23 protein-coding genes are annotated in these 21,310 nt (G+C 55.5%); 5 read left to right on the forward strand and 18 right to left on the reverse strand.

Going from position 1 to position 21,310, the window contains the following annotated elements; translation table 11 throughout:
- Position 1: 1 nt before the first annotated feature.
- From atpH to OZ410_RS03945, 10 genes are all read right to left on the reverse strand, one after another.
- A complete protein-coding gene (atpH, locus tag OZ410_RS03900) occupies positions 2 to 538 on the reverse strand; it encodes an ATP synthase F1 subunit delta (RefSeq protein ID WP_277706608.1) in 537 nt (178 codons plus the stop codon).
- 3 nt (positions 539 to 541) lie between these two features.
- The gene (locus tag OZ410_RS03905; protein ID WP_277706609.1) at positions 542 to 1,042 is read right to left on the reverse strand and encodes a F0F1 ATP synthase subunit B; all 501 of its coding nucleotides are present in this window, start codon (positions 1,040 to 1,042) and stop codon (positions 542 to 544) included.
- A gap of 78 nt (positions 1,043 to 1,120) precedes the next feature.
- Positions 1,121 to 1,312, reverse strand: coding sequence for an ATP synthase F0 subunit C (atpE, locus tag OZ410_RS03910; RefSeq protein WP_015753297.1), 192 nt, complete (start codon positions 1,310 to 1,312; stop codon positions 1,121 to 1,123).
- 39 nt (positions 1,313 to 1,351) lie between these two features.
- On the reverse strand, positions 1,352 to 2,485 hold the full coding sequence (atpB, locus tag OZ410_RS03915) for a F0F1 ATP synthase subunit A (protein ID WP_420917743.1): 1,134 nt from the start codon (positions 2,483 to 2,485) through the stop codon (positions 1,352 to 1,354).
- A 104-nt stretch (positions 2,486 to 2,589) separates the two neighbouring features.
- Positions 2,590 to 2,994: a DUF6168 family protein gene (locus tag OZ410_RS03920; protein WP_277706610.1), complete on the reverse strand. Its 405-nt coding sequence runs from the start codon at positions 2,992 to 2,994 to the stop codon at positions 2,590 to 2,592.
- Positions 2,995 to 2,996: 2 nt separating this feature from the next.
- A complete protein-coding gene (locus OZ410_RS03925) occupies positions 2,997 to 3,191 on the reverse strand; it encodes an AtpZ/AtpI family protein (RefSeq protein WP_277706611.1) in 195 nt (64 codons plus the stop codon).
- 22 nt (positions 3,192 to 3,213) lie between these two features.
- The gene (locus tag OZ410_RS03930) at positions 3,214 to 3,663 is read right to left on the reverse strand and encodes a bactofilin family protein (protein ID WP_277706612.1); all 450 of its coding nucleotides are present in this window, start codon (positions 3,661 to 3,663) and stop codon (positions 3,214 to 3,216) included.
- A 5-nt stretch (positions 3,664 to 3,668) separates the two neighbouring features.
- Complete coding sequence (gene porW, locus OZ410_RS03935) at positions 3,669 to 6,224, reverse strand: type IX secretion system periplasmic lipoprotein PorW/SprE (RefSeq protein WP_277706613.1); 2,556 nt, start codon at positions 6,222 to 6,224, stop codon at positions 3,669 to 3,671.
- 153 nt (positions 6,225 to 6,377) lie between these two features.
- Entirely contained in the window at positions 6,378 to 7,082 is a 705-nt protein-coding gene (locus OZ410_RS03940; RefSeq protein ID WP_277706614.1) for an ABC transporter ATP-binding protein, read from the reverse strand.
- 14 nt (positions 7,083 to 7,096) lie between these two features.
- A complete protein-coding gene (locus OZ410_RS03945) occupies positions 7,097 to 8,572 on the reverse strand; it encodes a DUF5687 family protein (protein WP_277706615.1) in 1,476 nt (491 codons plus the stop codon).
- Between the two features lie 125 nt (positions 8,573 to 8,697).
- On the opposite strand from OZ410_RS03945, the gene OZ410_RS03950 reads away from it, so the two are divergent.
- The gene (locus tag OZ410_RS03950; protein ID WP_277706616.1) at positions 8,698 to 9,750 is read left to right on the forward strand and encodes a ferredoxin--NADP reductase; all 1,053 of its coding nucleotides are present in this window, start codon (positions 8,698 to 8,700) and stop codon (positions 9,748 to 9,750) included.
- Between the two features lies 1 nt (position 9,751).
- On the opposite strand, the gene OZ410_RS03955 is transcribed toward OZ410_RS03950, so the two are convergent.
- Complete coding sequence (locus OZ410_RS03955) at positions 9,752 to 10,534, reverse strand: patatin-like phospholipase family protein (protein ID WP_277706617.1); 783 nt, start codon at positions 10,532 to 10,534, stop codon at positions 9,752 to 9,754.
- Between the two features lie 87 nt (positions 10,535 to 10,621).
- Entirely contained in the window at positions 10,622 to 12,169 is a 1,548-nt protein-coding gene (locus tag OZ410_RS03960) for a Do family serine endopeptidase (protein WP_277706618.1), read from the reverse strand.
- Positions 12,170 to 12,517: 348 nt separating this feature from the next.
- Between OZ410_RS03960 and OZ410_RS03965 the strand changes: the two genes are divergently transcribed.
- The 3 genes from OZ410_RS03965 to OZ410_RS03975 all read left to right on the forward strand — a co-directional run bounded on the left by OZ410_RS03965 (position 12,518) and on the right by OZ410_RS03975 (position 14,747).
- Positions 12,518 to 12,853 carry an arsenosugar biosynthesis-associated peroxidase-like protein gene (locus tag OZ410_RS03965; protein ID WP_277706619.1) on the forward strand — a complete coding sequence of 112 codons (336 nt, stop codon included), beginning with the start codon at positions 12,518 to 12,520 and terminating at the stop codon, positions 12,851 to 12,853.
- A 23-nt stretch (positions 12,854 to 12,876) separates the two neighbouring features.
- Positions 12,877 to 13,932 carry an arsenosugar biosynthesis radical SAM (seleno)protein ArsS gene (gene arsS / locus OZ410_RS03970; RefSeq protein WP_277706620.1) on the forward strand — a complete coding sequence of 352 codons (1,056 nt, stop codon included), beginning with the start codon at positions 12,877 to 12,879 and terminating at the stop codon, positions 13,930 to 13,932.
- 200 nt (positions 13,933 to 14,132) lie between these two features.
- Complete coding sequence (locus OZ410_RS03975) at positions 14,133 to 14,747, forward strand: TetR/AcrR family transcriptional regulator (protein ID WP_277706621.1); 615 nt, start codon at positions 14,133 to 14,135, stop codon at positions 14,745 to 14,747.
- On the opposite strand, the gene OZ410_RS03980 is transcribed toward OZ410_RS03975, so the two are convergent.
- Genes OZ410_RS03980 through OZ410_RS03990 form a run of 3 tightly spaced genes read right to left on the reverse strand, consistent with a single transcriptional unit; the run spans position 14,711 to position 17,347 of the window.
- Positions 14,711 to 15,793, reverse strand: coding sequence for a glycosyltransferase family 9 protein (locus tag OZ410_RS03980; protein ID WP_277706622.1), 1,083 nt, complete (start codon positions 15,791 to 15,793; stop codon positions 14,711 to 14,713). The genes OZ410_RS03975 and OZ410_RS03980 overlap by 37 nt on opposite strands.
- Positions 15,777 to 16,382: a DUF4254 domain-containing protein gene (locus OZ410_RS03985; RefSeq protein WP_277706623.1), complete on the reverse strand. Its 606-nt coding sequence runs from the start codon at positions 16,380 to 16,382 to the stop codon at positions 15,777 to 15,779. Before OZ410_RS03985 ends, OZ410_RS03980 begins: the two co-directional genes overlap by 17 nt.
- Positions 16,383 to 16,408: 26 nt before the next feature.
- A complete protein-coding gene (locus OZ410_RS03990; protein ID WP_277706624.1) occupies positions 16,409 to 17,347 on the reverse strand; it encodes a DUF6427 family protein in 939 nt (312 codons plus the stop codon).
- 39 nt (positions 17,348 to 17,386) lie between these two features.
- Here OZ410_RS03990 and OZ410_RS03995 point away from each other — a divergent pair, with 39 nt between their 5' ends.
- Complete coding sequence (locus tag OZ410_RS03995; protein WP_277706625.1) at positions 17,387 to 17,608, forward strand: DUF6341 family protein; 222 nt, start codon at positions 17,387 to 17,389, stop codon at positions 17,606 to 17,608.
- Positions 17,609 to 17,626: 18 nt separating this feature from the next.
- Here the strand turns inward: OZ410_RS03995 and purD are convergent, their stop codons facing one another.
- From purD to OZ410_RS04010, 3 genes are all read right to left on the reverse strand, one after another.
- Positions 17,627 to 18,901, reverse strand: a complete 1,275-nt coding sequence (purD, locus tag OZ410_RS04000; RefSeq protein WP_277706626.1) for a phosphoribosylamine--glycine ligase — start codon at positions 18,899 to 18,901, stop codon at positions 17,627 to 17,629.
- Positions 18,902 to 18,965: 64 nt separating this feature from the next.
- On the reverse strand, positions 18,966 to 19,952 hold the full coding sequence (locus OZ410_RS04005) for a UDP-glucuronic acid decarboxylase family protein (RefSeq protein WP_277706627.1): 987 nt from the start codon (positions 19,950 to 19,952) through the stop codon (positions 18,966 to 18,968).
- 12 nt (positions 19,953 to 19,964) lie between these two features.
- Positions 19,965 to 21,275: a UDP-glucose dehydrogenase family protein gene (locus OZ410_RS04010; protein WP_277706628.1), complete on the reverse strand. Its 1,311-nt coding sequence runs from the start codon at positions 21,273 to 21,275 to the stop codon at positions 19,965 to 19,967.
- Positions 21,276 to 21,310: the final 35 nt, after the last annotated feature.

The following is a 21,310-nucleotide window of genomic DNA, read 5'->3' on the forward strand; positions in this document are numbered from 1 at the left end:
ATTATTTCTGTACTAAAGTTCTTTTTAAATGGGCCAGCTTGCCGTCCAGGCTGGCATTGTATTCCAAATCCCCCACGCGCAGCACAAAGCCGCCGATCATATTGGGGTCAATCTCGTTGTTCAGGGTCACATCCTTACCGGTAATGACCTTGAGTTGTTTGAGGATTTTCTGCTCCAGGGCTTCGGTAAGGGGCACCGCAGTAAGTACGCTGGCCACATCCTGCCCCTTGAGCTCCTCGTAGAGTTGGATGAACTGCCCGGCCACTTCGTCGAGCAGGCCAATACGCTTGTTTTCCTCCAACAGGGCGAAAAGGTTAAGGGTGGTCTTGGAAGCCTTTTTGAAAAGGCCTTCCAGGATCGCCTGCTTGTCCGACCCCTTGATCACCGGGCTGTTCAGAACCGTGCGGAGGTCCCGGTTTTCGGCCAGGGTCTCGCGGATCAGGATCATGTCCTGCTCCGCCTGCTCCAGTTGCTTCTGCTCCTGGGCATACTCCATAACGGCCTTGGCGTAACGCGCTGCAGCTCTCAGTTCACTCATGGATTAGCGGAGTTTGATGTCGCCCACCAGCTGGTCGACCAGTTTCAGTTGTTTATCCTTGTTGCTCAGTTGCTCGCGCAGCACCTTTTCGGCAATCTCCACGGACAGCTCAGCCACCTGGGCCTTGATATCGGCGATGGCAGCTTTCTTTTCGCCTTCAATGCTCTGCTGGGCCTGGGCGATGATCTTCTCGCCCTCTGCCTGTGCCTGGCTCTTGGCGTCGGCTACCATTTTATCCTTGATGTCGCGTGCCTCCTTCAGCATCGCTTCGCGCTCTGCGCGGGCTTCCTGCAGGAGTTTCTCGCTGTCGGCCGTAACGTTCTGCATTTCCTTCTTGGCTTCCTCGGCGGCGGCCAGGGCACTGCGGATACCTTCTTCCCGCTGCTCTACGGCCTTCAGGATGGGTTTCCAGGCAAATTTGTGCAGCAACCACAGCAAAAGGGCAAAGAGGATGATCTGCCAGAAAAACAGACCTGCTGAAAACTCGTTGACTAACTTTTCCATTGTTTTGTTGTTGTTTGGGATTCCAGAAACAAGGGCGACCCGGACCAACCGTCAGGGTCGCCTTTGTGTGGGCTTGACTTATCCGGCGAAAATCGCGGCGAAACCAATACCTTCAATAAGCGCCGCTGCAATCAGCATCGCTGTTTGAATCTTACCGTAGGCTTCGGGTTGGCGGGCAATCGCCTCCATAGCGCGTCCACCGATCATACCGATACCGATACCGGCACCGATTACGGCCAGACCTGCACCTACTACACTTGGAATTTCCATAAAACAGGTATTAAAGGATTAAACAATTCGATTCTAAAATTATAAATGTGCCAGTTCGGGTTCGTCCCCATGGTCGTGGTCGTGCTCTTCAGAAGCAAATCCGAAATACAGGGCCGCCAGCATGGTGAAAATATAGGCCTGCAGCAGGGCTACCAGTACCTCGATCATCGAAATGGCAAAGCTCAGGCCGAAGGACAGCGGTCCGCCGATCCAGCTCTTGAATATAAAAATCAACCCGATCAGGCTCATCAGTACCACGTGCCCGGCTGTCATGTTCGCATAGAGACGGATCAACAGGGCAAAGGGCTTGATAAAGATCCCCAGGACTTCAATCGGCACCAGGATCAGGTAGAGGATGGCTTTCCCATACCAGGGCATCCCGTCGCCCAGGGGGTCAAAAATGTGTTTCCAGTAGTCCTTGGTCCCTGTAAAATTGGTGAGCAGGAATACCAGGACGGCCAGGGCCGTGGTTACGGCAATATTCCCGGTAACATTTACCCCCAGGGGAGTAAGGCCAAACATATTCAGAAACCAGATAAAGAAGAATACGGTGAGCAGGAAGGGCATGTACCGCTTGTATTTCTTCTCGCCAATGTTGGCAATGGCAATATCGTCGCGGATGTAGAGTACAATAGGCTCAAAGAAGCGCCCGATACCCCGGGGCACAGCCCCGTGTTTGGCGTAGCTGCGCGCCAGGCTGCTGAAGATCCACAGCAGCAACAGGGCGGTCACCAGCATCATAAAGACGTTCTTGGTGATGGAGAAATCCAACGGCTTGGCGTTGGTGGGGTGGTGGTGGTCGTCCAGAGTTACGTCCCCGGCGGCATTGGTCTTGTAGATTTTACTGTGGTAGAGGGTATAGTAATTGCCATCGACCTCAGCCACGGATTCCCCGTGGTGCAAACGGGAGGAAGAGAAGATTTTCAGGCCGTCATCCCAGAGGATTACCGGCAGGGGGAAGCCCACGTGGTGCATTTCGCCAGCATCATCCGTGTAGGAGAACAGGGTAAAATCGTGGGAGTCCTGAAGGTGGTGTTCGATGAATGCGTCTATCTCGGCCTTGATCGCTTCCCGGGAGTTTCCCTGAACTTCCGGGCTTTCTTTGGCAAATGCCGCAGATCCGATCATAAAGAGGGAAAACAGGAGGCATTTGCTTACAAAGGTCATTCGCATATTGCTCAATTCTAGGGGTCGCTAAAAATCGCTGCAAATGTAAGCTATTCCTCTAAAAAGAAAAAAGCATTTAAAAGTTTATTTTAAGGCGGTTAGCCCCGGGCTCAGGGGGTTTCTTCCTTTTCCAGTTGCCGCAGCAATCCCGAGGCAAAAACCACCTCCAGGACTAGGGCCGTCAGGTAGGGGGCAAAGAAGGAAAAGAATTCGGCCCGGCTCAGGGTGTCGTCGGCATGCAGCTCCGGGTAGATCAGCAGGAAGAATGCGAGGAATTTCAACAGGCTTCCCCCGATAAACAGAAAGCCCAGGTAGTGGCTGGCCCGCTGCCGGAAGACGTACAGGACGGCTACGATCCCAAAGGCGAGCACAAAATTTACAGTATAGGACCGTGGGAGCAGGTCGCCCAGGGCAGGGAGACCCATTTGGGCCCGGATAAAGGCATGCCCCGCCAGCACCAACCCCATCGCTAAAAGCAGTACCCCAAAAAACCGACTAAGGAACCCAACTTTCATGTTCAGTATTTAACATGCCGGATCTGGCGCAGCACCACCCAAAGCGCAATCCCGACCGCCGCTAAGGTGCAGAGGGCAGTAAAAAGACGCTTTTCATTCTGGTAATGGGCATCCAGCCAAAGGCCTGCCTGGGCCCCCAGATAAATGATAACCCCCATCTCCACGGCAATCCCGGAGAGTACTGCCAGGTTCCGCAAGGGGCTGCGATTGGGTTTTGGATCAGGAGACTTTGGCACGTTCGCCTTTATTGGCCAGGCTGCCTAACCCGGACTTCGGGTCGGAACCGGCAGCGGCTGACCCGGCAGATCCCTTCCCGGACATGTTGCATGAGGCGTTAAACGTAGCGCCGGGCTCTACAGAGAGTTTGGAAACACTCACGGTCCCTTCGATTACGGCGGTGTTTTTCAGGGCCAGCAGGTCGCTTACGATGAGTTCCCCGTTAAAGCTGCCCTCAATATCGGCATTGACGCATTCCACCTTGCCGTGGATATAACCGTCCTTACCTATGACGACTTTTCCGGAGGTTTTCACATTGCCGTCCAGCTTCCCGTCTATACGGAAGTCCGCTTCGGAAATAATGTCCCCTTTGATTTTGGTATTCTTCTCAATCCTGTTGGGCTGCCCTCCGATTTCGTTCATAGTCCTAGGTTTTTTGTTATCTGAAAACATGGTAATTAGGGTTTTGGGGTTTGAATTTGAGCCAGGTATTCCGGCAAATTCTTGTGGATTTGTACCACCTGATAATTGGGCGATAAAATTACAAAATTCTCATTATCAATCCGGTAATCCCGGTTCTTTTTCAGCAATTCCACATAGCCCAGGGCGCGGTCGCGGGTGGAGAACCCATGGACCACCACAAACTGGTCCTCCAGGTTGTAAATGTCCCGCGATACCCGGTTGTTGTAATTCAGGTCGGTGATGGATTTTTCCAGCCGGGCCATCAATTCCTCGGCCTCGGCCTGCTGGTACCTTTTAAATGGAAAGACCACCTTCCAGTTCTGGGTGCCCCGGGCACTTAAAGAGGTTGTAAATTCCCGGGATTCCACCTGGGGCAGCTGCTCGGTCACGATCTGATGGGCTTGTCGGCCCTCGGGCGTGTTGGGATAATTCAGGGCTACATAATTCAACGCCTCGCGGAAGGGTTCAAAGCCTTCCAGGCGACCTATGGCATTGGCCTTAAGCAACTCGAGTTTGGGTATCAGGGGGTCTCCGGTCCATTGGTTGATCGCCGCTTCGGCCCCGGTAATCACCTGCAGGTAGCGCTGGGCCTCAAAAGCTTTGAAGAGTTGGCCATAGCGCGCCTGGGGGCTGTTCTCCAGAGCGGCCAGTTCAATTTCCGGGTTGGTCAGGATAGCGGCGTAGCGTGAGTCCGGGTGGTTGCGGATAATCTCCTGCCGCATGCCTTCCTGCAAAGGGCTGCCCTGGGCCTCATAAATCTTGTAAAGGTTGTACTTGGATGGCAACACCAGCCGCGCTTCAGGGTTGCTTTCTAACACCGCTTCCAGCTTGGACGCCGCCAGCAGGGGTTCCGAAAACTTTTCTTTGTAGATCAACCCCAGCTGGTAGTTGGCAAAATTGCGCTCCCGCCTTAAGCTGTCTGCCACGGCAGGGTCTGTGGGAATCCGGTCCAGGTAGTAATCCAAATTGAATTTTTCATCTTCCGGGATTCCGGCCGGGCCGTCCCCACCCTGGCTGGCCAGGTCGCCGGGGGCGTCGGTATTCAGTACCCGGGCTTTGTTGCTCCACCGCCAGTTGTCTTCCAGCTCCCGGTTGCCCCACCGGTCCTTAAAGGCGGTACGGCCATAGCCCAGGCTGGTGATGTTGTAGAAATAGAATTTCCCGCGGTTTGCCTTACCCCCGCGGCTTTGTGCAAAGGCGTTAAACCCGGCTTCGGCCCGGTCTTCGCGGACCTTGGCCTCTGCCTCGGCCAGGGCCCGCAGGGAATCGATGTGGGCCTGGAAATAAATGCGCCGCTGTATCGGGCTCATCTCGTACAGGTGCAGTACGCTGTCTGCGTGGTGCACAATATTCTCGTTGGCGATAACGTCGTCCAGGTTTTCCCGTTTTTTCCGGATGGCCCGGTGGCGGCGGGTGCCATCGTCCAGATTTAACAGTACGCTATCGTAATAGGCCCCGGCCTGGCTGAAGGCATTTTCGTCAAAGTAGTACCCCGCCAGGTCCTCGTAATTAAAGGCGCTAATCACACGGTCATTATCGGTAGCCCTCAGGGAGCGGTTGTAATAGGCTACCGCCAGGCTGTCCTGCCCGGTCGTTTGGTGAAAATCGGCGAGTTGCCGGTATATCTTATCCAGGAAAGGGCGGTTCTCCCGTTGCCGCTCCAGGCGGGTCAGGTATTCCAGTACCGCCTCCCTGTTTTTTGGGGTGACCGGGGTGTTCTGTATTTTTTTGAGGTGGGCATTGAGCCAGTAAACCCGGGGGACTTTCCGGTTCAGGGCAATAACCTTGTCGAAGGCCATGTTGGCGCTGTCGCGATGCCCCAGCTGGGTGTACAATTGCCCAACGATAAAATGGTAGCGGGCCCTTTCCTCGGGCTTCCGGGTATACGCCGCCGCTACGCGCAATTGCATCAGGGCCGAATCCGGCGCCTGCAGTTCCACAAAGGCCTGCCCCATAATGGCCCGGGCGTCCGCGTATTCCTGATCCTTCAGGTCTTCGTACCGCAGCAGGCGCTTGAGGTTTTTCAGGGCCAGTTCCTGGTAGCCCAGGCGCAGATGGGTTTTTTCCCGCCAGATGGACGCCTCATTGAGCTTGTCGCTCTGGTCGTATTTCCGGAGGATGTAGTTGAAGGCTTCCAGGGCCGGGATGTAGCGCTCATCAAAGTACCGCGCCTTGCCCAGCAACAGGAAGGCCTCGTCCGTCTGGGGGTTGCGCTCCCGGTCGTCAATGTCCATACTGTGCTTCTGTATGGCCTTGGCCGCCTTTTCCTCGGCCTTCAGGAAATTCGGGTTGTTGTCTTCCGAATCCAGCTTGATTTCCCCGGAAACTTCCAGGCGCTCTACAGGCAGCAGTTCCCAATAATTGTCCCGGTAATTGTTGCGCAGCTCCTCCCGCCCGGCTTCAAAGGCCAGGTTGCCGTTATACAGCACATTGTACTTGGTATTCAGGGCGTGCCAGTTGCGGTTCACCAGGGCGTCCTTTTTGGTGGAACAGCCCACGGCGAGCAACAGCAGCCCCGCGAGGAAGGTCAAAGATGCAGATCGAAGCTTCAAATTTCCCGGTATTCGTCAGTTATCAAAACTGCAAATAGGGGGTTTTAGTATACCGGGAGCCCTATAAATGTCGGGGGATTGTCGACGAAGTGCCTTTAAGGGTGGGGAGCCTGGCATTGGGGCCGTGCCCTGAACCGTGTGCCCGATTGAAAATCAGGCGATCTGCCCCTCAAAAAAGGTCTCCAGTTCGCGCAGGGTTTCCGGGGTGGTTTGGATATCCCGCACCACTTCGCCTTTGGAGAGGACCACAATCCGCTCGCAGACTTCGGTTACGTGAATCAGGTCGTGGCTGGAAACCAGCACGGTAACTTCCCGTTTGGCGGCCAGGTCTTTGATTACCTGTTTCAGGCGGATCTGGGTGGTGGGATCCAGATTGGCAAAAGGCTCATCCAGGATCACTACTTCGGGGCTGCCGATGAGGGCAGCCACAATGCCCACCTTCTTCTGGTTTCCCTTGGAAAGGTCCCGCAGGTACTTCTTCTGCCCCAGGATTTCGCCGTGGAAAAATTCCGAGAAATTCTCCAGTAGGGCATCCACGTCGGCCCGGGACTGCCCCCGCAATTCCCCAATAAAGTAGAAATACTCCTCCGGGGTCAGGTACCCGATCAGGAAGCTTTCGTCAATAAAGGCCGAGGTAAAGGGTTTCCAGGCTTCGCTGGAGCGGACCTCCACCCCGTTATTTACGATATGGCCTGTGGTGGGCTGGATCAGGTCCAGCAACAGGCTAAAAAGGGTGGTCTTCCCGGCCCCGTTGTTGCCGACCAGCCCAAAAGCCTGCCCCTTGGGGATTTCCAGGGATTCCAGGTTCAGGACGGTTTGGGTGCCGTAGGTCTTAGTGAGGTTTTTGGCTTCTATCATGGCAATGCGATGGTTCAGGCCCCTTGCTGCTTGTAGGCCAGCAGGGTTTTGTATTTCTCTTTTTTGTAAATCTTTTCAATCATCCGGAAGGCGCGCTCCTTAAAGGCAAAGCCGGCCAGGCCCACTACAACCACCATCAGGTACCCGGCCGTATCGTTCCAGAGCAGCTGCCCCAGCCAGAACACCAACAGGGGGAGGAGGAGTTTGGGGATGGTCAGCAGCAGGGTTTTACCGTTAAAGGCCTGCCGGTCCCCGAAGGCTTTTTTGTTGGATCCCAGGTCTATTGGGGTTTTGATATAGGCTCCACCCCAGAGTACCAGATAGGAGTTCACCCCCAGGTTATAGACCGTCCCAACCAAGATGGCCAGATAAGCCTTCCACCCGAAATAAAGGTAAAAAACCGCCAGCAGGGCACTGACCCCCGTAGCGATCACGATGAGCCACCATTTGGAATTCAGGTATTCCCGGTAGCGGATGTTCTGGCTCATCATTAAGGGGTAGTAGGCGCTGTCCCAACTGGGCACGTACTGCCCGAAGGTGAAGAGGAAGCCCCCGGAAACAAAAATACCGGCAAACACCTGCATGACGGGGGTTTCATACACCTCCACCGAACCGGTAAAGAAGAAAAGGCCGTAGAACAGGAAGAGGAAACTCACCAAAACTGTGGTCCGGGAGCGCTTGTTGCGCTTGATGAGTTTGATGTCGTTTTTCAGGAAGGTGCCCAGGTTGCCAAAACGGTTCAGCCAGGTATAGTCTTCGGTTTTGCCTACCTCCTGTTTGGCCGAAAGGCCGGCATCCAGATACATATGCCGCTTAAAATAAGTATAAGCCCATGCGATGGTCCCTGCCAGCACCCCCCATGGGAGGACGGCCGTCCACGGCACATCGTAAAACAGATCAAAGACGGGGGCGGTATATACGGTAACATCGAACCACCCGTAATACTGGGCAATGCCAAAAAGGGCCAGCACCAGCACCAGAGGGTAAAAAACCCGGTCCACATTGTTGAGCAGGATGTTCAGGAAATTGTTGGTGAGAATCAGGGCCAGGCAGGCCAGGTGCCACCCTACCACCGAAAGAACCGGATACCCTTTAACAAGCAAGACCACGGAAAATGGGATGAAGAAGAAGGCGTGGCTGATGTTAAAAAAGGAAAGCAGGGTCTTGCCCAGGGCATACCGTACCACCTGGGTCTTAGGCAGCGGCAGGTAAAGCAGGGGCCGGATGTTCATCACCGGCATCTTCTGGAGCATATACCTGAGGTAGAGGTCGAAGGCCAGGTAGTAAATCAGGAACCGGTTCACCACCCGCAGCGGATCGCCCAGGCCGGCTTTTTCGATAATGAAATAGGACCCCACCCCCAGGCTCAGGAAGACCAGGATAAAATACAGGGCCCCCAGGGCCATCAGGATCTTAAACCAGATTTCCGTCTTAAAGGAAGCCGAGCGGACAAAGGCCTTCCATTGAAGGCGGATAAAATGTTTGAACATCGGGTTGGTAACTTTGTTCGAGCTGTTAGTATCGCCGAAGGCTTTTTTGTTACACCTAAAAAACCCCTGCCCGAATTGGGGCAGGGAAAGCTACGGGTTTCTTAATTTTGCACAAAAATTTTTGGATGGCCTCATTTGTGACCCTACCCGTTTCTGAAATCCGGCAACTGACACCGGATGCCGTGGAAGTCTGTTTTAAAATCCCCGCAGACCAAAGGGCTGCCTTTGCCTTTCGGGCCGGGCAGTATATCACCCTGAAACAAACCATTAAGGGAGCGGAAGTTCGCCGGGCGTACTCCATTTCCTCGGCCCCACATGGCGATACCCTGTGCGTAGGCATTAAAAAAGTTTCCGGCGGGGTGTTCTCCACTTTTGCCAATGAAACCCTTCGCGCCGGGGATACCCTGGAGGTGATGCCGCCCCAGGGCCGCTTTGTTTTTGAACCCGAGGGTGGGGCCCGAAACCTGGTAGCCATTGCGGCCGGCAGCGGAGTGACCCCCATCATGAGCATCATGCGCACAGCCCTGGAAGAAACTTCGGATGCGCGCGTAGTGCTGCTGCTTGGGAACCGCAACCCGGGGGAAGCCATGTACCTGCAGGACATCCAAGACCTTTGCAATAAATATAACGATCGGTTTTTTGCCTATCACGCCTACAGCCGGGCCCAGGAGGACGGGGCCCTCTTTGGCCGTATAGACCGGAGCCTGCTGAATTTTGTATTGAAAAATAAGCACAAGGGGGAGGTGTTTGACCGCTACTACCTCTGCGGCCCGGAAGAGCTGATCCGGGAAGCCGAAGGCACCCTCACCGAAAGCGGCGTGGCCCCGGAGGCCATCTTGCACGAACTTTTCACCACCCCGGATGCCGGGGAGGAAGCGGCTAAAGTAATTGCCGAAGGGCAGGCCCAGGTAGAAATTATCCTGGACGACCAAACCTATACCCTGGCCATGGACCAGAAGGACGTAATTCTGGATGCAGCCCTGAAGGCCAAAATAGATGCCCCTTATAGTTGTCAGGGCGGGGTGTGCAGTACTTGTATTGCCCGGATCACCGAGGGCAGTGCCCATATGGCCAAAAACCAGATTTTAACGGATTCCGAAATTGCCGAGGGATTGGTGCTCACCTGCCAGGCCCACCCGACCAGCCCTACCCTGCGGGTAGATTACGACGACGTGTAGTTCAGGAGGTTTGGCGCCCCAGGGCTTCCAGTTTCCGGGCGGCATGGTCATACCCGATCTGGTAGGCTTCTTCAATCCCCTTTTTGTCCAGCACTCCGATCTTTTCCAGCTCCATGGGTTCGAATACCAGGTCGCAGCTGTGGATTTTTTCACGGTTGATGGCGTACATCATCAGCCCGGTTGTCCGGTTGGTGAGCTGAATGGAAGATGAGATTTCCTTTTTTGAAATTTCCGTAATCACCGAAACATTGCTGCCAATCACATAGTCCACCTGAGTCCGGATAGGTTCCAGCGGGAAATTGTTCATGATGCCACCATCTGCATAGAGCTCCCCTTCAATAGCCACCGGGCTGAATACCGGGGGCAGTGCCGCGGAAGCCAGGAGGGGACGGATGAGCTCCCCTTCATAAAAGAAGCGCTCTTCTCCCTTTTGCAAATTGGTGGCTGCTACAAACAGGGGGCGTTGCAGGGCGTCAAAACGGTTTTCGGGCCAGTATTTGGAAAATAAGCCCTGATACCGTTCGGTATCCATGAGGCCCGGTTTGCTGAAACTGAAGAAGTTATATCGGAATATCGGGGTTTCCTTAAAGAACTGCAGCATCTGCCGGGTATCGGTCCCGGAGGCGTACAGGGCCCCAACCAGTGCCCCCACACTGCTGCCGGACACCCAATGGGGCTGTATATCGAATTCCCGGAGTGCATGCAGGGCCCCGATGTGGGCCATCCCGCGGACACCCCCGCCCGAAAGCACCAGCCCCACCTTATTCATTTCCGGCAATTCCATCCCCAGTGATTTCCTACAAATATAAAGCGGCGGGCCATAGCTCCAAGAACTACGGCCCGCCTTCTTTAATTCAATGTCAGGGTCTGGTCAGGAATCCAGGCCAAACGCATAATAGTACCGCTTGGGAGAATCCGGATACCGGCCTTCGAGCATCACTCCGCCGTTGCGGGAGCCATCCAGAGCTTCGCGCAGGCCTTCTACACTGTTCACAGCCTTACCGTTAACAGCAGTGATAATAAAGCCATCCCGCATCCGCGTTTCCTGCCGTAGCTTGCCCGGCAGCAGGCGGGAAACCGCTACCCCCCCATCCAGGCCAAGGGTTTCTGCACGCTCCGGGTCCAGGGCTTTGAATTCGGCCCCCAGGTCCTTAAAGAAGGTGCCGCGATCCGCAGCCACCAGCGCGGTATTCCCGGCTGTGTTTTTCAAAACCACCTCGCGGGTGAGGGTCTTGCCGTCCCGCACCAGGCGAATGCTAACCTTGTCGCCCGGGCGATACCCGGCAATAAGCTCCTGCAGGCGGGGCGAACTGCCCACAGCCTTGTCATCCACGCCGGTAATAATATCACCAGTGGCAATGCCGGCTTCCGAGGCCGCGCTGTTCTCATTCACGGCGGCCACAAAGGCCCCGGGAATCATCTCGATTTGTTTTTCCCGGGCCAGGCGGCCACTCATGTTCTGGATCTGAACCCCCAGGATCCCGCGCTGTACGGAGCCAAAATCCAGCAGATCTTCCACCACCTTAGACACCAGGTTGCTGGGCACGGCAAAACCGTATCCGTTATAGGTGCCGGTGCGGCTGGCTATAGCCGTATTGATACCGATAAGGTCCCCATTCAGGTTTACCAGGGCGCCCCCGCTGTTCCCGGGGTTGATGGCCGCATCGGTCTGTATAAAACTCTCTACCGCCAGGGCTTCCCGGTTAATGTTGATGTTACGCGCCTTGGCGCTCACAATCCCGGCCGTAACCGTGGAGTTCAGGCTAAAGGGGTTGCCGATGGCCAGCACCCATTCGCCCACCTCCACATCGTCGGAATTCACAAAGGCCAGGGGTTTCAGCTGCTCTGCATCAATTTTAAGCAGGGCCAGGTCCGTAGTCGGGTCAGTGCCCACCACTTCGGCCGGGTAGGTTTCATTGTTGTGCAGGGTTACTTCAATCTGCTCGGCATCTGCAATCACGTGGTTATTGGTCACAATGTACCCCTTGTCGTTGATCACCACCCCAGAACCGCTGCCGATTTGCGGCAGGATTTCGGGTGCTTGCCGGTCGGGCTCGGGTTCAGCAGGCTGGCCCGGTTGTGGGCTGTATGGCTGAAACGGGTTCTGCCGGAAAAACTCCCGAAACGGGTCCGGCAGTTGACGGTACCCAGCCGCCGGGCGGGAAGCCCGGGAGGTAACATGCACCACCGCATCCAGAACCTTATCCGTGGTTTTGGTGAAGTCCAGGGGTTGGATGTTCCCATCTTTATCGGCCGTGTACAATACCGGCTTTTCCCCTTGGTAAGCCGCCGTTTGCAAGGCTTCGGTTTCCGACTGCCCCTGCCGGGACAGGCCAATTACCCCTAAACTTACAAACAGTGCGATGGCGCCGGAGAACAGATACGTCCTGAGCGGGCCGTTCATTTTAATCTCTTTCATCTTCATTTGCTTTAAGGTTACGCTTTTTGAAAATCTGCTTTCCAGGGCGCAAAGGATATGCCAGAGGCAGGGGGTGTCGTGCTAAACTTTTGTAAAAATTGCCCCTAAGGCCCTGTTCCCATCCGGATCGCCTCCAGCTAACGGCAGGAATAAACCGCAGCAGGACATTGCCCGCCAACCCGGGCTGACAATCCGTCCTGAATCCTGTTAAAATTTCATGGGGCCGTAATGCAGGCATAACCTGTGCGACGAAAGTTGCAATCCACAGCGTTCCGGCATTGACCCGGGCCACAGAAAAACGTACCTTCGATCCCTTTCTGAGGCCGCCGGCCACCTAAAAAGAATCCTATGGCATCACAGTATTACGACCCCGCAGACCTGAGGAAATTCGGGAAGATTACAGAGTGGAGTGAAGAGCTCGGCACCAAATTTTTTGAATATTATAATAAGGTCTTTGAGGAAGGCGCCCTGAGCGCGCGGGAAAAATCCCTGATTGCCCTGGCGGTTTCCCATGTGGTTAAATGCCCCTATTGCATTGATGCCTATACCAAGGACGGGCTGCAGCGCGGGATCACCAAGGAAGAAATGATGGAAGCGGTACATGCCGGGGCCGCTATCGAAAGCGGCGCCACCCTGGTGCACGCCGTACAGATGATGAACAAACACAACAAACTCTCCATGTAACGGAGGCCCCAAAAAACCGCTCCATGGCCACAAAATCCCTCAAAGCCCGAAACAAGGAATTGGCAGCCACTGCCTACCAGCTTGATATCCTAAACGGCGGCCTTTTTGCCGATGGCGAATTGCCACGTTTTGCTGATAAGCTGGCGCAAACCGGGCAGGGGCCCCTCAGGCCGCGGCAACTGGAAATCCTGCAGATCAACCTGGGGTATATGTGCAACCAGGTCTGTGAGCACTGCCATGTAGATGCCGGGCCGGATCGCAAAGAGATCATGACGCGGGAAACCATGGAGCAGTGCCTGGAAGTGATCCGCACCACCGGTGCCCACACCCTGGACCTGACCGGCGGGGCCCCCGAGATGAACCCGGATTTCCGCTGGTTTGTGGAGCAGGCCGCCCAGGCCGGGATACAGGACTTTATTGTGCGATCCAACCTGACCATTATCCGGGCCAACAAAAAGTACCACGACCTGCCGGAGTTCTTTGCCCGGCACAACATCCACGTAGTTTCTTCCCTGCCCCATTATACCCGGGGGAAAACCGACAAGCAACGGGGTAGCGGCGTCTTCGACAAATCCATTCAGGCCCTTAAAGACCTGAACGCGGTAGGGTACGGGATGCCGGACAGCCCCCTGCGGCTGGATTTGGTCTACAACCCGGCCGGGGCTTTCCTCCCGGCAGACCAGCAGGCCCTGGAACACGATTTCAAAAAAGCCCTGATGGAAGATTTCGGGATTTCCTTCCACCAGCTCTTCGCCATCACCAACCTCCCCATTTCGCGTTTCCTGGATTACCTGATCGCCTCCGAAAATTACGAGGACTATATGACGGCCCTGGTGGATGCCTTTAACCCGGCTGCCGTAGCCAATGTGATGTGCACCAATACCCTCTCCGTAAGCTGGGACGGATGGCTGTACGACTGCGACTTCAACCAGATGCTGGGGCTGAAGGTCAACAACCCGGTGCGCCATATTTCCGAATTCCACGAGGCAACCCTGATGGACCGGGATATTGTGATTTCCCAGCATTGCTATGGCTGTACGGCCGGCGCGGGCAGCTCCTGCCAGGGCAGCGTGGCCTGACCTTATGCGCTTCATCCCGTAAACTGCGTCGTTGGACCGACTGCCTGGTCGGTTTCTCCGTCGGCTTTTTCGGTCGTTGATCGGGATAATTGTCGCTGGACGAATTTTTTGTAGGGTTTATCTTAAAATGCTGGGGGCCTCCCCTTACTGCGGGTTCTTTGTATAGACCGATCCGTCGGTTTCCCAAATCAATACCTATCATGGACAAGAACCTCAAAAGCATGACCACCATGCACCGGATGCAACAAACCGGGCTGGAGCTGTTCTACAAACAGGGCTTCTACAATACCAGTGTGGACGACATCCTGAAAAGCCTCGGGCTTTCCAAAGGGGCCTTCTACTACCACTATCCTTCCAAAGAGGAATTCTTTATCAATATTGTACAGCAACTGGTCTTCCGCAAGGTGTATAGCATGCTCATCGAGCCGGTAGAGGGGCGGAACAATCCCTTACACGCCATTGAAGTATGCCTGGACGAGGCCCTGGAAACCGCGGAACACAACACCATGGATTACGGGTTTGTGCTGGCGAATTTCATCAACGAATTCAACGGGCGCAACGAGCAGATCACCAAGTACCTCACGGACATTTGCAAGGTGTGGGAGGTGAACCTGGTAGCAACGCTGCAAAAGGGAAAAACGGACGGCTTTGTGGAACGTCATGTAGACAGCGAAGCCGTAGCCACCTATATCATTTCATCTTATTTCGGGATCCGCACCCTGATGGTGAGCGGCAATAAAAAAGTGTTGCGCTACCAGTACATACAGCAGCTGCGGAATTACTTCCGGTCCCTCTCACCCGTGGTCATTGCCTGACCGGGCGGCCTTAGGAATTCCAGGATTTTTGAAGCAACCGCCTCCAGCGGGATACTCTCCATGACCGACTCATAGCCAGCAGGCACCTTATTCCCGTATACAGACGTTGGGATGGCCGGGTATTGCTCGCGGTCCGAAACCAGGGCATGGGCTTCGGGTTGCCCATAGGGCGCAAACCCCAGGTAGGGGTGGGTAACGCCCCAGAGGGTGAGTACCGGGACCCCATACATGGCCGCCAGATGGCCATTCCCGCTATCCATAGCCACCATCAGGTCCAGGTTGGAGATCAGGGCCAGCTCTTGTTCCAGCCCCGCCTTGCCGGCAAGGGAAACACAATTGCCAAAACGGGCCGCCCAGCCTTCCAGAATTTCCGTTTCCCGGGCCCCGCCCCCCAGCAGATACACCGTTAGCCCGGGTTCCTTTTCCAATAACGCCAGGACGCGTTCGGTAAGGGCTTCCGGGTAGCACTTCCCGGCATGTGCCGCAAAGGGTGCAAAACCAAGCCGGAGGTGGCCCTCCACGCGCAGGGAGGCAAAGGCCTCAGGCCAGGGTTCTTTCGGGAGGATATCGGCCGGGGTGAGCTCCAGGGGAAAACCCAGGCTGTCAAAGACCTCCGCATAGCGCTGGTGCGTGGTTTTTAAGGGGCGGAAGAAGGGTTTTTGAGTGGCCGTAAGGGCTTTCTTTTCGGCCCGCCCTTTATCCTGCCTGCGTACCGGGGTGCCGGACAGGGTAAAGAATATCCCCAGGATTCGGGTGCGCAAGACGTTGTGGAGGTCTGCCACCCCGGTAGGCTGGGATTGCCGTAAGGCGCGGAACAACTTCCAGAGGCCGGTCAGACCCTGGAATTTTTGTTTCGTATCTATGGGAAAGACCTCTGCCCCGGGAATCTTTTGAAAAAGCGGAGCATAGGCGGTTTTGGTGGCCAGCAGCAGACGGATGCCCGGGTTGGCGCGGCGCAGGGCAAGCAGGACGGGAAGGGTCATAGCCACATCTCCCAGGGCAGATAACCTGAGGACTAAAAGCCGTGGGTCACTGCTTTTTTTCACGCAATACGGGGTTGAGCTCCTCGTCGTTGTACATCTTCATCTGCTTGTACACCTTCATGTACTTGCGACCGGCCTCAATGTCTGCCAGCAATTGGTCGATGGCCGTGGAAAGATCCTTGCGTTGCTCCAGCAATACCTCCAGCTTGGCCTGGCACCCCTGCCGGTGTGCCTCGGCGGCCTCGGGGCGGGTAGCCTCCTCCCGCATGTGATAGATCTTCAGCGCCAGGATGGAGAGGCGGTCTATGGCCCAGGCGGGGCTTTCCGTATTGATGGTAGCCCCGTCCTGCACTTCTACCGATTGGTATTTTTGAAGGAAGTAACTATCGATATACTCCACCAGGTCCGTGCGGTCCTGATTGCTCGCATCGATTTTACGCTTGAGCTCCAGGGCGGCCACGGGGTCGATCTCCGGGTCCCGGATCAGGTCTTCGTAATGCCACTGAACCGTGTCGATCCAGTTTTTCCGGTAGAGCAGGTGCGCCACCTCGGTTTTGGGATAGGGGTTCTCGAAGGGTTGGTCTACCCGGTCCTTTACGTGATATGCATCAATACACGCCTCAAAAATGCCAAAGGCAAAATCGCTGAACATCTGAACGGTTTTGGGCAAAGATACGCTTATTTCAACACCCACTGGGTGGCAAAGACGGCCGCTGCGGCCAGGGTAAGTCCAATGAGAACGGCCTCCAGCATTTTTTCCTTTTTCAGGGTTTCCAGGTATTTGGACATCAGGGTTGCCCCGGGAAAGAAGGCCAGTAATTCCACATGTGCGCCCTGTCCCGTTTCCAGTAAAACCACTGCCATGGACAGCAGGAAAGCCAGCACGGTAAGCCGCATTACTACAATCCGGCCCTGCCCGCTTTTCCCCAATCGCAGGAATGCCACTCCCGAAGCGGCTAAAACCAGGAAGGAGAACCCGCCCAGCCGCAGGTGCTGGTCCCATTGTTCCCAAACCCCATCCCACCGGATGCCCCTAAACTGATAATGTTCCCTGAAAAAGTCCAGGTCTCCCCATTGCAGGGCCCAGGCCAGGGCCAGTAAGCCAAAGACGGCCATGGCAGCCAGGGGGACCAGCCAGGTGCGCAGCGAACGGGGTTCAAAAACATAGACAAAAACCCAGCAGAGCAACAGGTACAGCAAGGCCCAGGGGATAAACAGGCTGGCCACCAGAAACCAAAGCGTTGCGTCAAAAACCTTGTACCGCGTGGCCTTCAGCGACCGGAGGCTAATCAGCCTGCGCAGCCCCAACAACACAAAAAAGTGCCCCAGCAGCCCATCGGGGTCCAGCAGCACCTTGGGAAAGGTCAAAACCAGCAGGGCAAAGAGCAGGATCACGTAGGAGTGGGTAGCCGTGAGCTGGTTACGCTGCACAATAAAATTCAGCAGGAAGACGCTCAGCAACAGGGCAGCCATCGGGACCAGGGCTTCCACGGGGTTTTGGGGCCGGGCTTCCCCCGGGTAAAGCCAAAGGCGGCAAACCCAGAAAAGCACCGTTAGGAAGGCCAGTACCAGGATGTAATTTACCGGTTTTGTTTTCCCAAAAACACTTGAAATCATCGCTGGTTTTCGTATGTTTGCACCGTAAATATAGGTACTATGAGAGCTTTTTTTGAAGGAGTGGAAGACTTATTCGTGAATTTCCTGTTCAAGCCTTTTGATTTTTTCCGCTTCCTTGAAAACTGGTGGACCGCCAATACCGTCAACTGGATTTTTGTAATCATAGGGGCGGTAGCCATGGTTTATTGGCTCCAGCAATTACGCATCTTTGATGCCCAGGGGGAGGAAGACCACAGCATCACATCCCACTCTTACCTGTAGTAAGGCCCCCGGCCTTTACTACAGGTCAAACCCGATATCTTTCCGGAAATTGGCATCCTGAAATTGGATGCCTTCTATTGTTTTATAAGAGGTTTTAAGGGCCTCCTTAAAGTCTTGTCCATACGACGTAACGGCCAGCACGCGCCCGCCACTGGTGTGTACACTGCCGTCGGGCCCCGCCTGGGTGCCGGCGTGGAATACCACCGAATCGGATGTGTTGCCCAGCCCTAAAATTTCGTGTCCCTTGGCGTAGGAACCGGGGTAACCGCCGGAGACCATTACCACCGTGGTAGCCGCTTCCGGGCTCACCTCAAGGGTGGTTTTATGCAGGGTGCCGTTCGCCGTGGCCTGCATCAGCTCCAGGAAATCCGACGCAATCCTGGGGATGACTACCTCCGTTTCCGGGTCGCCCATCCGCACATTGTATTCGATCACATAGGGATCGTCCCCCACCTTGATCAGACCAATGAAAATAAAGCCTACATAAGGGATATTTTCCTGTTTCAGGCCCTCCACGGTAGGGATAATAATGCGCTCCTCAATCTTTTGCATAAACCCTGCATCGGCAAAGGGTACGGGGGAAACAGCGCCCATCCCGCCTGTATTCAGGCCGGTATCCCCTTCCCCGATCCGCTTGTAATCCTTGGCTGTGGGGAGGATTTTATAGGAGTTGCCATCGGTGAGCACAAAACAGCTGAGTTCAATCCCGGAAAGGAATTCCTCGATCACCACCCGGGCACTGGCCGCCCCGAACTTGGCTTCCAGCAACATGGCCTTGAGTTCTTCCCGGGCCTCTGCCAGGGAATCCAGAATCAATACCCCTTTCCCGGCCGCCAACCCATCTGCCTTCAGCACATAGGGCGGAGTAAGGGTTTCCAGGAAGGCGTAACCCGCCTCCAGGTCTTCCGGCCCAAAACTGCGGTAGGCCGCCGTAGGGATGTTATGGCGGCTCATAAAGGCCTTGGCGTAGTCCTTGCTGCCCTCCAGCATGGCCCCTACCTTAGCGGGCCCGACAATGCCGATATGGCGCAGCTCCTCCCGGGCTTCAACGAAATCCCGGAAGCCTTGTACCAGGGGCACTTCCGGCCCAACCAGGATCAGGCCTATTTCATTTTCCAGGGCGGCGTTGCCAATGGCTTCAAAATCTTCGACGGAAAGGGGCAGGTTTTTGGCCAGGGCGGCCGTTCCCGCGTTTCCGGGAACCGCATATAGCTTCCCGATTTGCTTACTCTGGTGCAGCTTCCACAGCAGGGCGTGTTCGCGCCCCCCTGATCCCAGTACCATAACGTTCATAGGAGTGGTGTTTGCGCAAAAATAGGGCTTGGGGCCCAAACAAAAGGCGGTTTCCGGGAAAAGATCAGCGGCGGTTGCGGGCTGTGAAATCCCGGTGCTCCCGTTTCATGAGTTCCTCCGGCGACAATTGCCGGAAATACTCAAAGGTCTTGCGCATGCCTTCTGCCCGCTCCACCCGGGGTTCCCACCCCAGGATCTCGCGTGCCTTGGCAATATCCGGCTGCCGTTGCATGGGGTCGTCTTCCGGCAGGGGTTTGTACACGATTTTCTGATCGGTGCCCGTAAGCTTGATAATTTCCTCCGCAAAATCCCGGATAGTGATTTCGTGGGGGTTCCCGATGTTGATGGGCAGGGTGTAATCGGAGAGCAACAGGCGGTAGATCCCTTCCACCTGGTCGTCTACATAGCAAAAAGACCGCGTCTGGGAGCCGTCCCCAAAAACGGTCAGGTCTTCCCCCCGTAGCGCCTGCCCCATAAAGGCCGGGATTACCCGCCCGTCGTTCAGGCGCATCCTGGGGCCATAGGTGTTGAAGATGCGTACAATCCGGGTATCCAGCCCGTGGAAGCGGTGGTAGGCCATGGTGATGGATTCCTGGAAGCGCTTGGCCTCGTCGTACACGCCCCGGGGGCTGATGGTGTTTACGTTCCCAAAATAGGTTTCCGGCTGCGGGTGTACCAGCGGATCCCCGTATACTTCGGAGGTGCTGGCTATCAGGATGCGGGCCTGCTTTTCCTTGGCCAGGCCCAGCAGGTTATGGGTGCCCAGGGCGCCCACTTTCAGGGTTTGGATGGGGATTTTCAGGTAATCGATGGGGCTGGCAGGGCTGGCAAAGTGCAGGATGTAATGCAGGGGCCCGGGCACGTGCACGAACTTGGTGACGTCGTGGTGGTAAAACTCGAAATGCTCCTCCCGGAACAGGTGCTCGATATTTTTGAGGTCCCCCGTAATGAGGTTGTCCATGGCGATCACGTGATAGCCTTCGGCCATAAAGCGGTCGCACAAATGGGAGCCGAGGAAACCGGCGGCACCGGTAATCAGGATACGTTTCAAGCCTGTAGTGTTTTAATCCCCATGCCCGCGGCCAATGGAAGCGTAATGGAACCCTTCCTCCTGCATTTCCTGTACGTCGTACAGGTTACGCCCGTCAAAAATCACGGGGGCCTTCATGAGTGTTTTCATCTTGTTGAAATTCGGGTTGCGGAACACCCCCCATTCGGTACAGATTACCACGGCATCCACCCCTTCCACGGCCCCGTACATGCTATCGGCAAACCGGATGGCATCCCCCAGTTTGCGGCGCACATTGTCCATGGCCTCCGGGTCGAAGGCAGTTACCGTTGCCCCTGCTTCCAGCAGGGCCTCGATCATGTAGAGGGAAGGCGCCTCCCGTATATCGTCCGTTTCCGGCTTGAACGCCAGCCCCCACAGGCCAAAGTGTTTCCCTTTCAGGTCTTTCCCGAAATGGCTGTGGATCTTTGGCATCAGGGCCGTTTTCTGCCGTTGGTTCACCCGCATTACCGCATCCAGGATCTGGAAGGCATAACCGGAATCCTTCCCGGATTTGTGCAAGGCCTTTACGTCCTTGGGGAAACAGGAACCCCCGTAACCGATTCCCGGAAAGAGGAACCGCTTGCCAATGCGGGAATCCGTGCCAATCCCAATGCGCACCTTGTCTACATTGGCACCAACCTCCTCACAGAAATTGGCGATTTCGTTCATGAATGTAATCTTGGTAGCCAAAAAGGCATTAGCTGCGTATTTGGTTAATTCCGCGGACTTCTCGTCCATGATGATCACCGGGTTGCCGGAGCGCACAAACGGCTTGTAGAGCTTCTCCATGAGCTTGATGGCGCGTTCTGAGCTGGCCCCTACCACAATGCGTTCGGGCTTCAGGAAATCGTCCACCGCAAACCCCTCGCGCAGGAATTCCGGATTGGAAACCACGTCAAAGTCGCATTGGGCGTTTTGGGCAATGGCTTCCCGTACCTTTTCGGAGGTGCCCACCGGCACCGTGCTCTTATCTACAATGACCCGGTATTCGGTGAGCAGCTTCCCGATATCTTCGGCCACTCCCAGCACGTACTTCAGGTCTGCAGACCCGTCTTCGTCTTCCGGGGTGGGCAGGGCCAGGAATACAATTTCCCCATGCTCCAGGCCTTCCTGCAGGGAAGTGGTAAAGGTCAGGCGGCCGGCGTTGATGTTGCGCTCAAAGAGCACGTCCAGGTGCGGCTCGTAAATGGGCACTTCCCCGGCCTGCATGCGCTTGACTTTGTCCGCATCAATGTCCACGCATACCACCTCGTTGCCCGTTTCGGCCAGGCAGGTGCCGGTGACCAGGCCTACGTAGCCGGTGCCGATTACTGATATTCTCATGTGTGTCGATTAATTCCTGCGGAAGCCCTCCTTTT

The organism is Robiginitalea aestuariiviva, from assembly GCF_029537735.1.
In the GTDB taxonomy this organism is placed as follows: domain Bacteria; phylum Bacteroidota; class Bacteroidia; order Flavobacteriales; family Flavobacteriaceae; genus Robiginitalea; species Robiginitalea aestuariiviva.

What these genes read in the sequence shown, in the direction of transcription:
- OZ410_RS03930 (WP_277706612.1), bottom strand. Translation starts at nt 3,663, where the DNA reads ATGTTTTCAGATAACAAAAAACCTAGGACTATGAACGAAATCGGAGGG.
- atpE (WP_015753297.1), bottom strand. Translation starts at nt 1,312, where the DNA reads ATGGAAATTCCAAGTGTAGTAGGTGCAGGTCTGGCCGTAATCGGTGCC.
- OZ410_RS03960 (WP_277706618.1), bottom strand. Translation starts at nt 12,169, where the DNA reads ATGAAAGAGATTAAAATGAACGGCCCGCTCAGGACGTATCTGTTCTCC.
- purD (WP_277706626.1), bottom strand. Translation starts at nt 18,901, where the DNA reads ATGAACGTTATGGTACTGGGATCAGGGGGGCGCGAACACGCCCTGCTG.
- OZ410_RS03975 (WP_277706621.1), top strand. Translation starts at nt 14,133, where the DNA reads ATGGACAAGAACCTCAAAAGCATGACCACCATGCACCGGATGCAACAA.
- OZ410_RS03955 (WP_277706617.1), bottom strand. Translation starts at nt 10,534, where the DNA reads ATGGAATTGCCGGAAATGAATAAGGTGGGGCTGGTGCTTTCGGGCGGG.
- atpH (WP_277706608.1), bottom strand. Translation starts at nt 538, where the DNA reads ATGAGTGAACTGAGAGCTGCAGCGCGTTACGCCAAGGCCGTTATGGAG.
- OZ410_RS03965 (WP_277706619.1), top strand. Translation starts at nt 12,518, where the DNA reads ATGGCATCACAGTATTACGACCCCGCAGACCTGAGGAAATTCGGGAAG.
- OZ410_RS03995 (WP_277706625.1), top strand. Translation starts at nt 17,387, where the DNA reads ATGAGAGCTTTTTTTGAAGGAGTGGAAGACTTATTCGTGAATTTCCTG.
- OZ410_RS03950 (WP_277706616.1), top strand. Translation starts at nt 8,698, where the DNA reads ATGGCCTCATTTGTGACCCTACCCGTTTCTGAAATCCGGCAACTGACA.
- OZ410_RS03905 (WP_277706609.1), bottom strand. Translation starts at nt 1,042, where the DNA reads ATGGAAAAGTTAGTCAACGAGTTTTCAGCAGGTCTGTTTTTCTGGCAG.
- OZ410_RS03985 (WP_277706623.1), bottom strand. Translation starts at nt 16,382, where the DNA reads ATGTTCAGCGATTTTGCCTTTGGCATTTTTGAGGCGTGTATTGATGCA.
- OZ410_RS03990 (WP_277706624.1), bottom strand. Translation starts at nt 17,347, where the DNA reads ATGATTTCAAGTGTTTTTGGGAAAACAAAACCGGTAAATTACATCCTG.
- OZ410_RS03940 (WP_277706614.1), bottom strand. Translation starts at nt 7,082, where the DNA reads ATGATAGAAGCCAAAAACCTCACTAAGACCTACGGCACCCAAACCGTC.
- atpB (WP_420917743.1), bottom strand. Translation starts at nt 2,485, where the DNA reads ATGCGAATGACCTTTGTAAGCAAATGCCTCCTGTTTTCCCTCTTTATG.
- OZ410_RS03920 (WP_277706610.1), bottom strand. Translation starts at nt 2,994, where the DNA reads ATGAAAGTTGGGTTCCTTAGTCGGTTTTTTGGGGTACTGCTTTTAGCG.
- arsS (WP_277706620.1), top strand. Translation starts at nt 12,877, where the DNA reads ATGGCCACAAAATCCCTCAAAGCCCGAAACAAGGAATTGGCAGCCACT.
- OZ410_RS04010 (WP_277706628.1), bottom strand. Translation starts at nt 21,275, where the DNA reads ATGAGAATATCAGTAATCGGCACCGGCTACGTAGGCCTGGTCACCGGC.
- OZ410_RS03945 (WP_277706615.1), bottom strand. Translation starts at nt 8,572, where the DNA reads ATGTTCAAACATTTTATCCGCCTTCAATGGAAGGCCTTTGTCCGCTCG.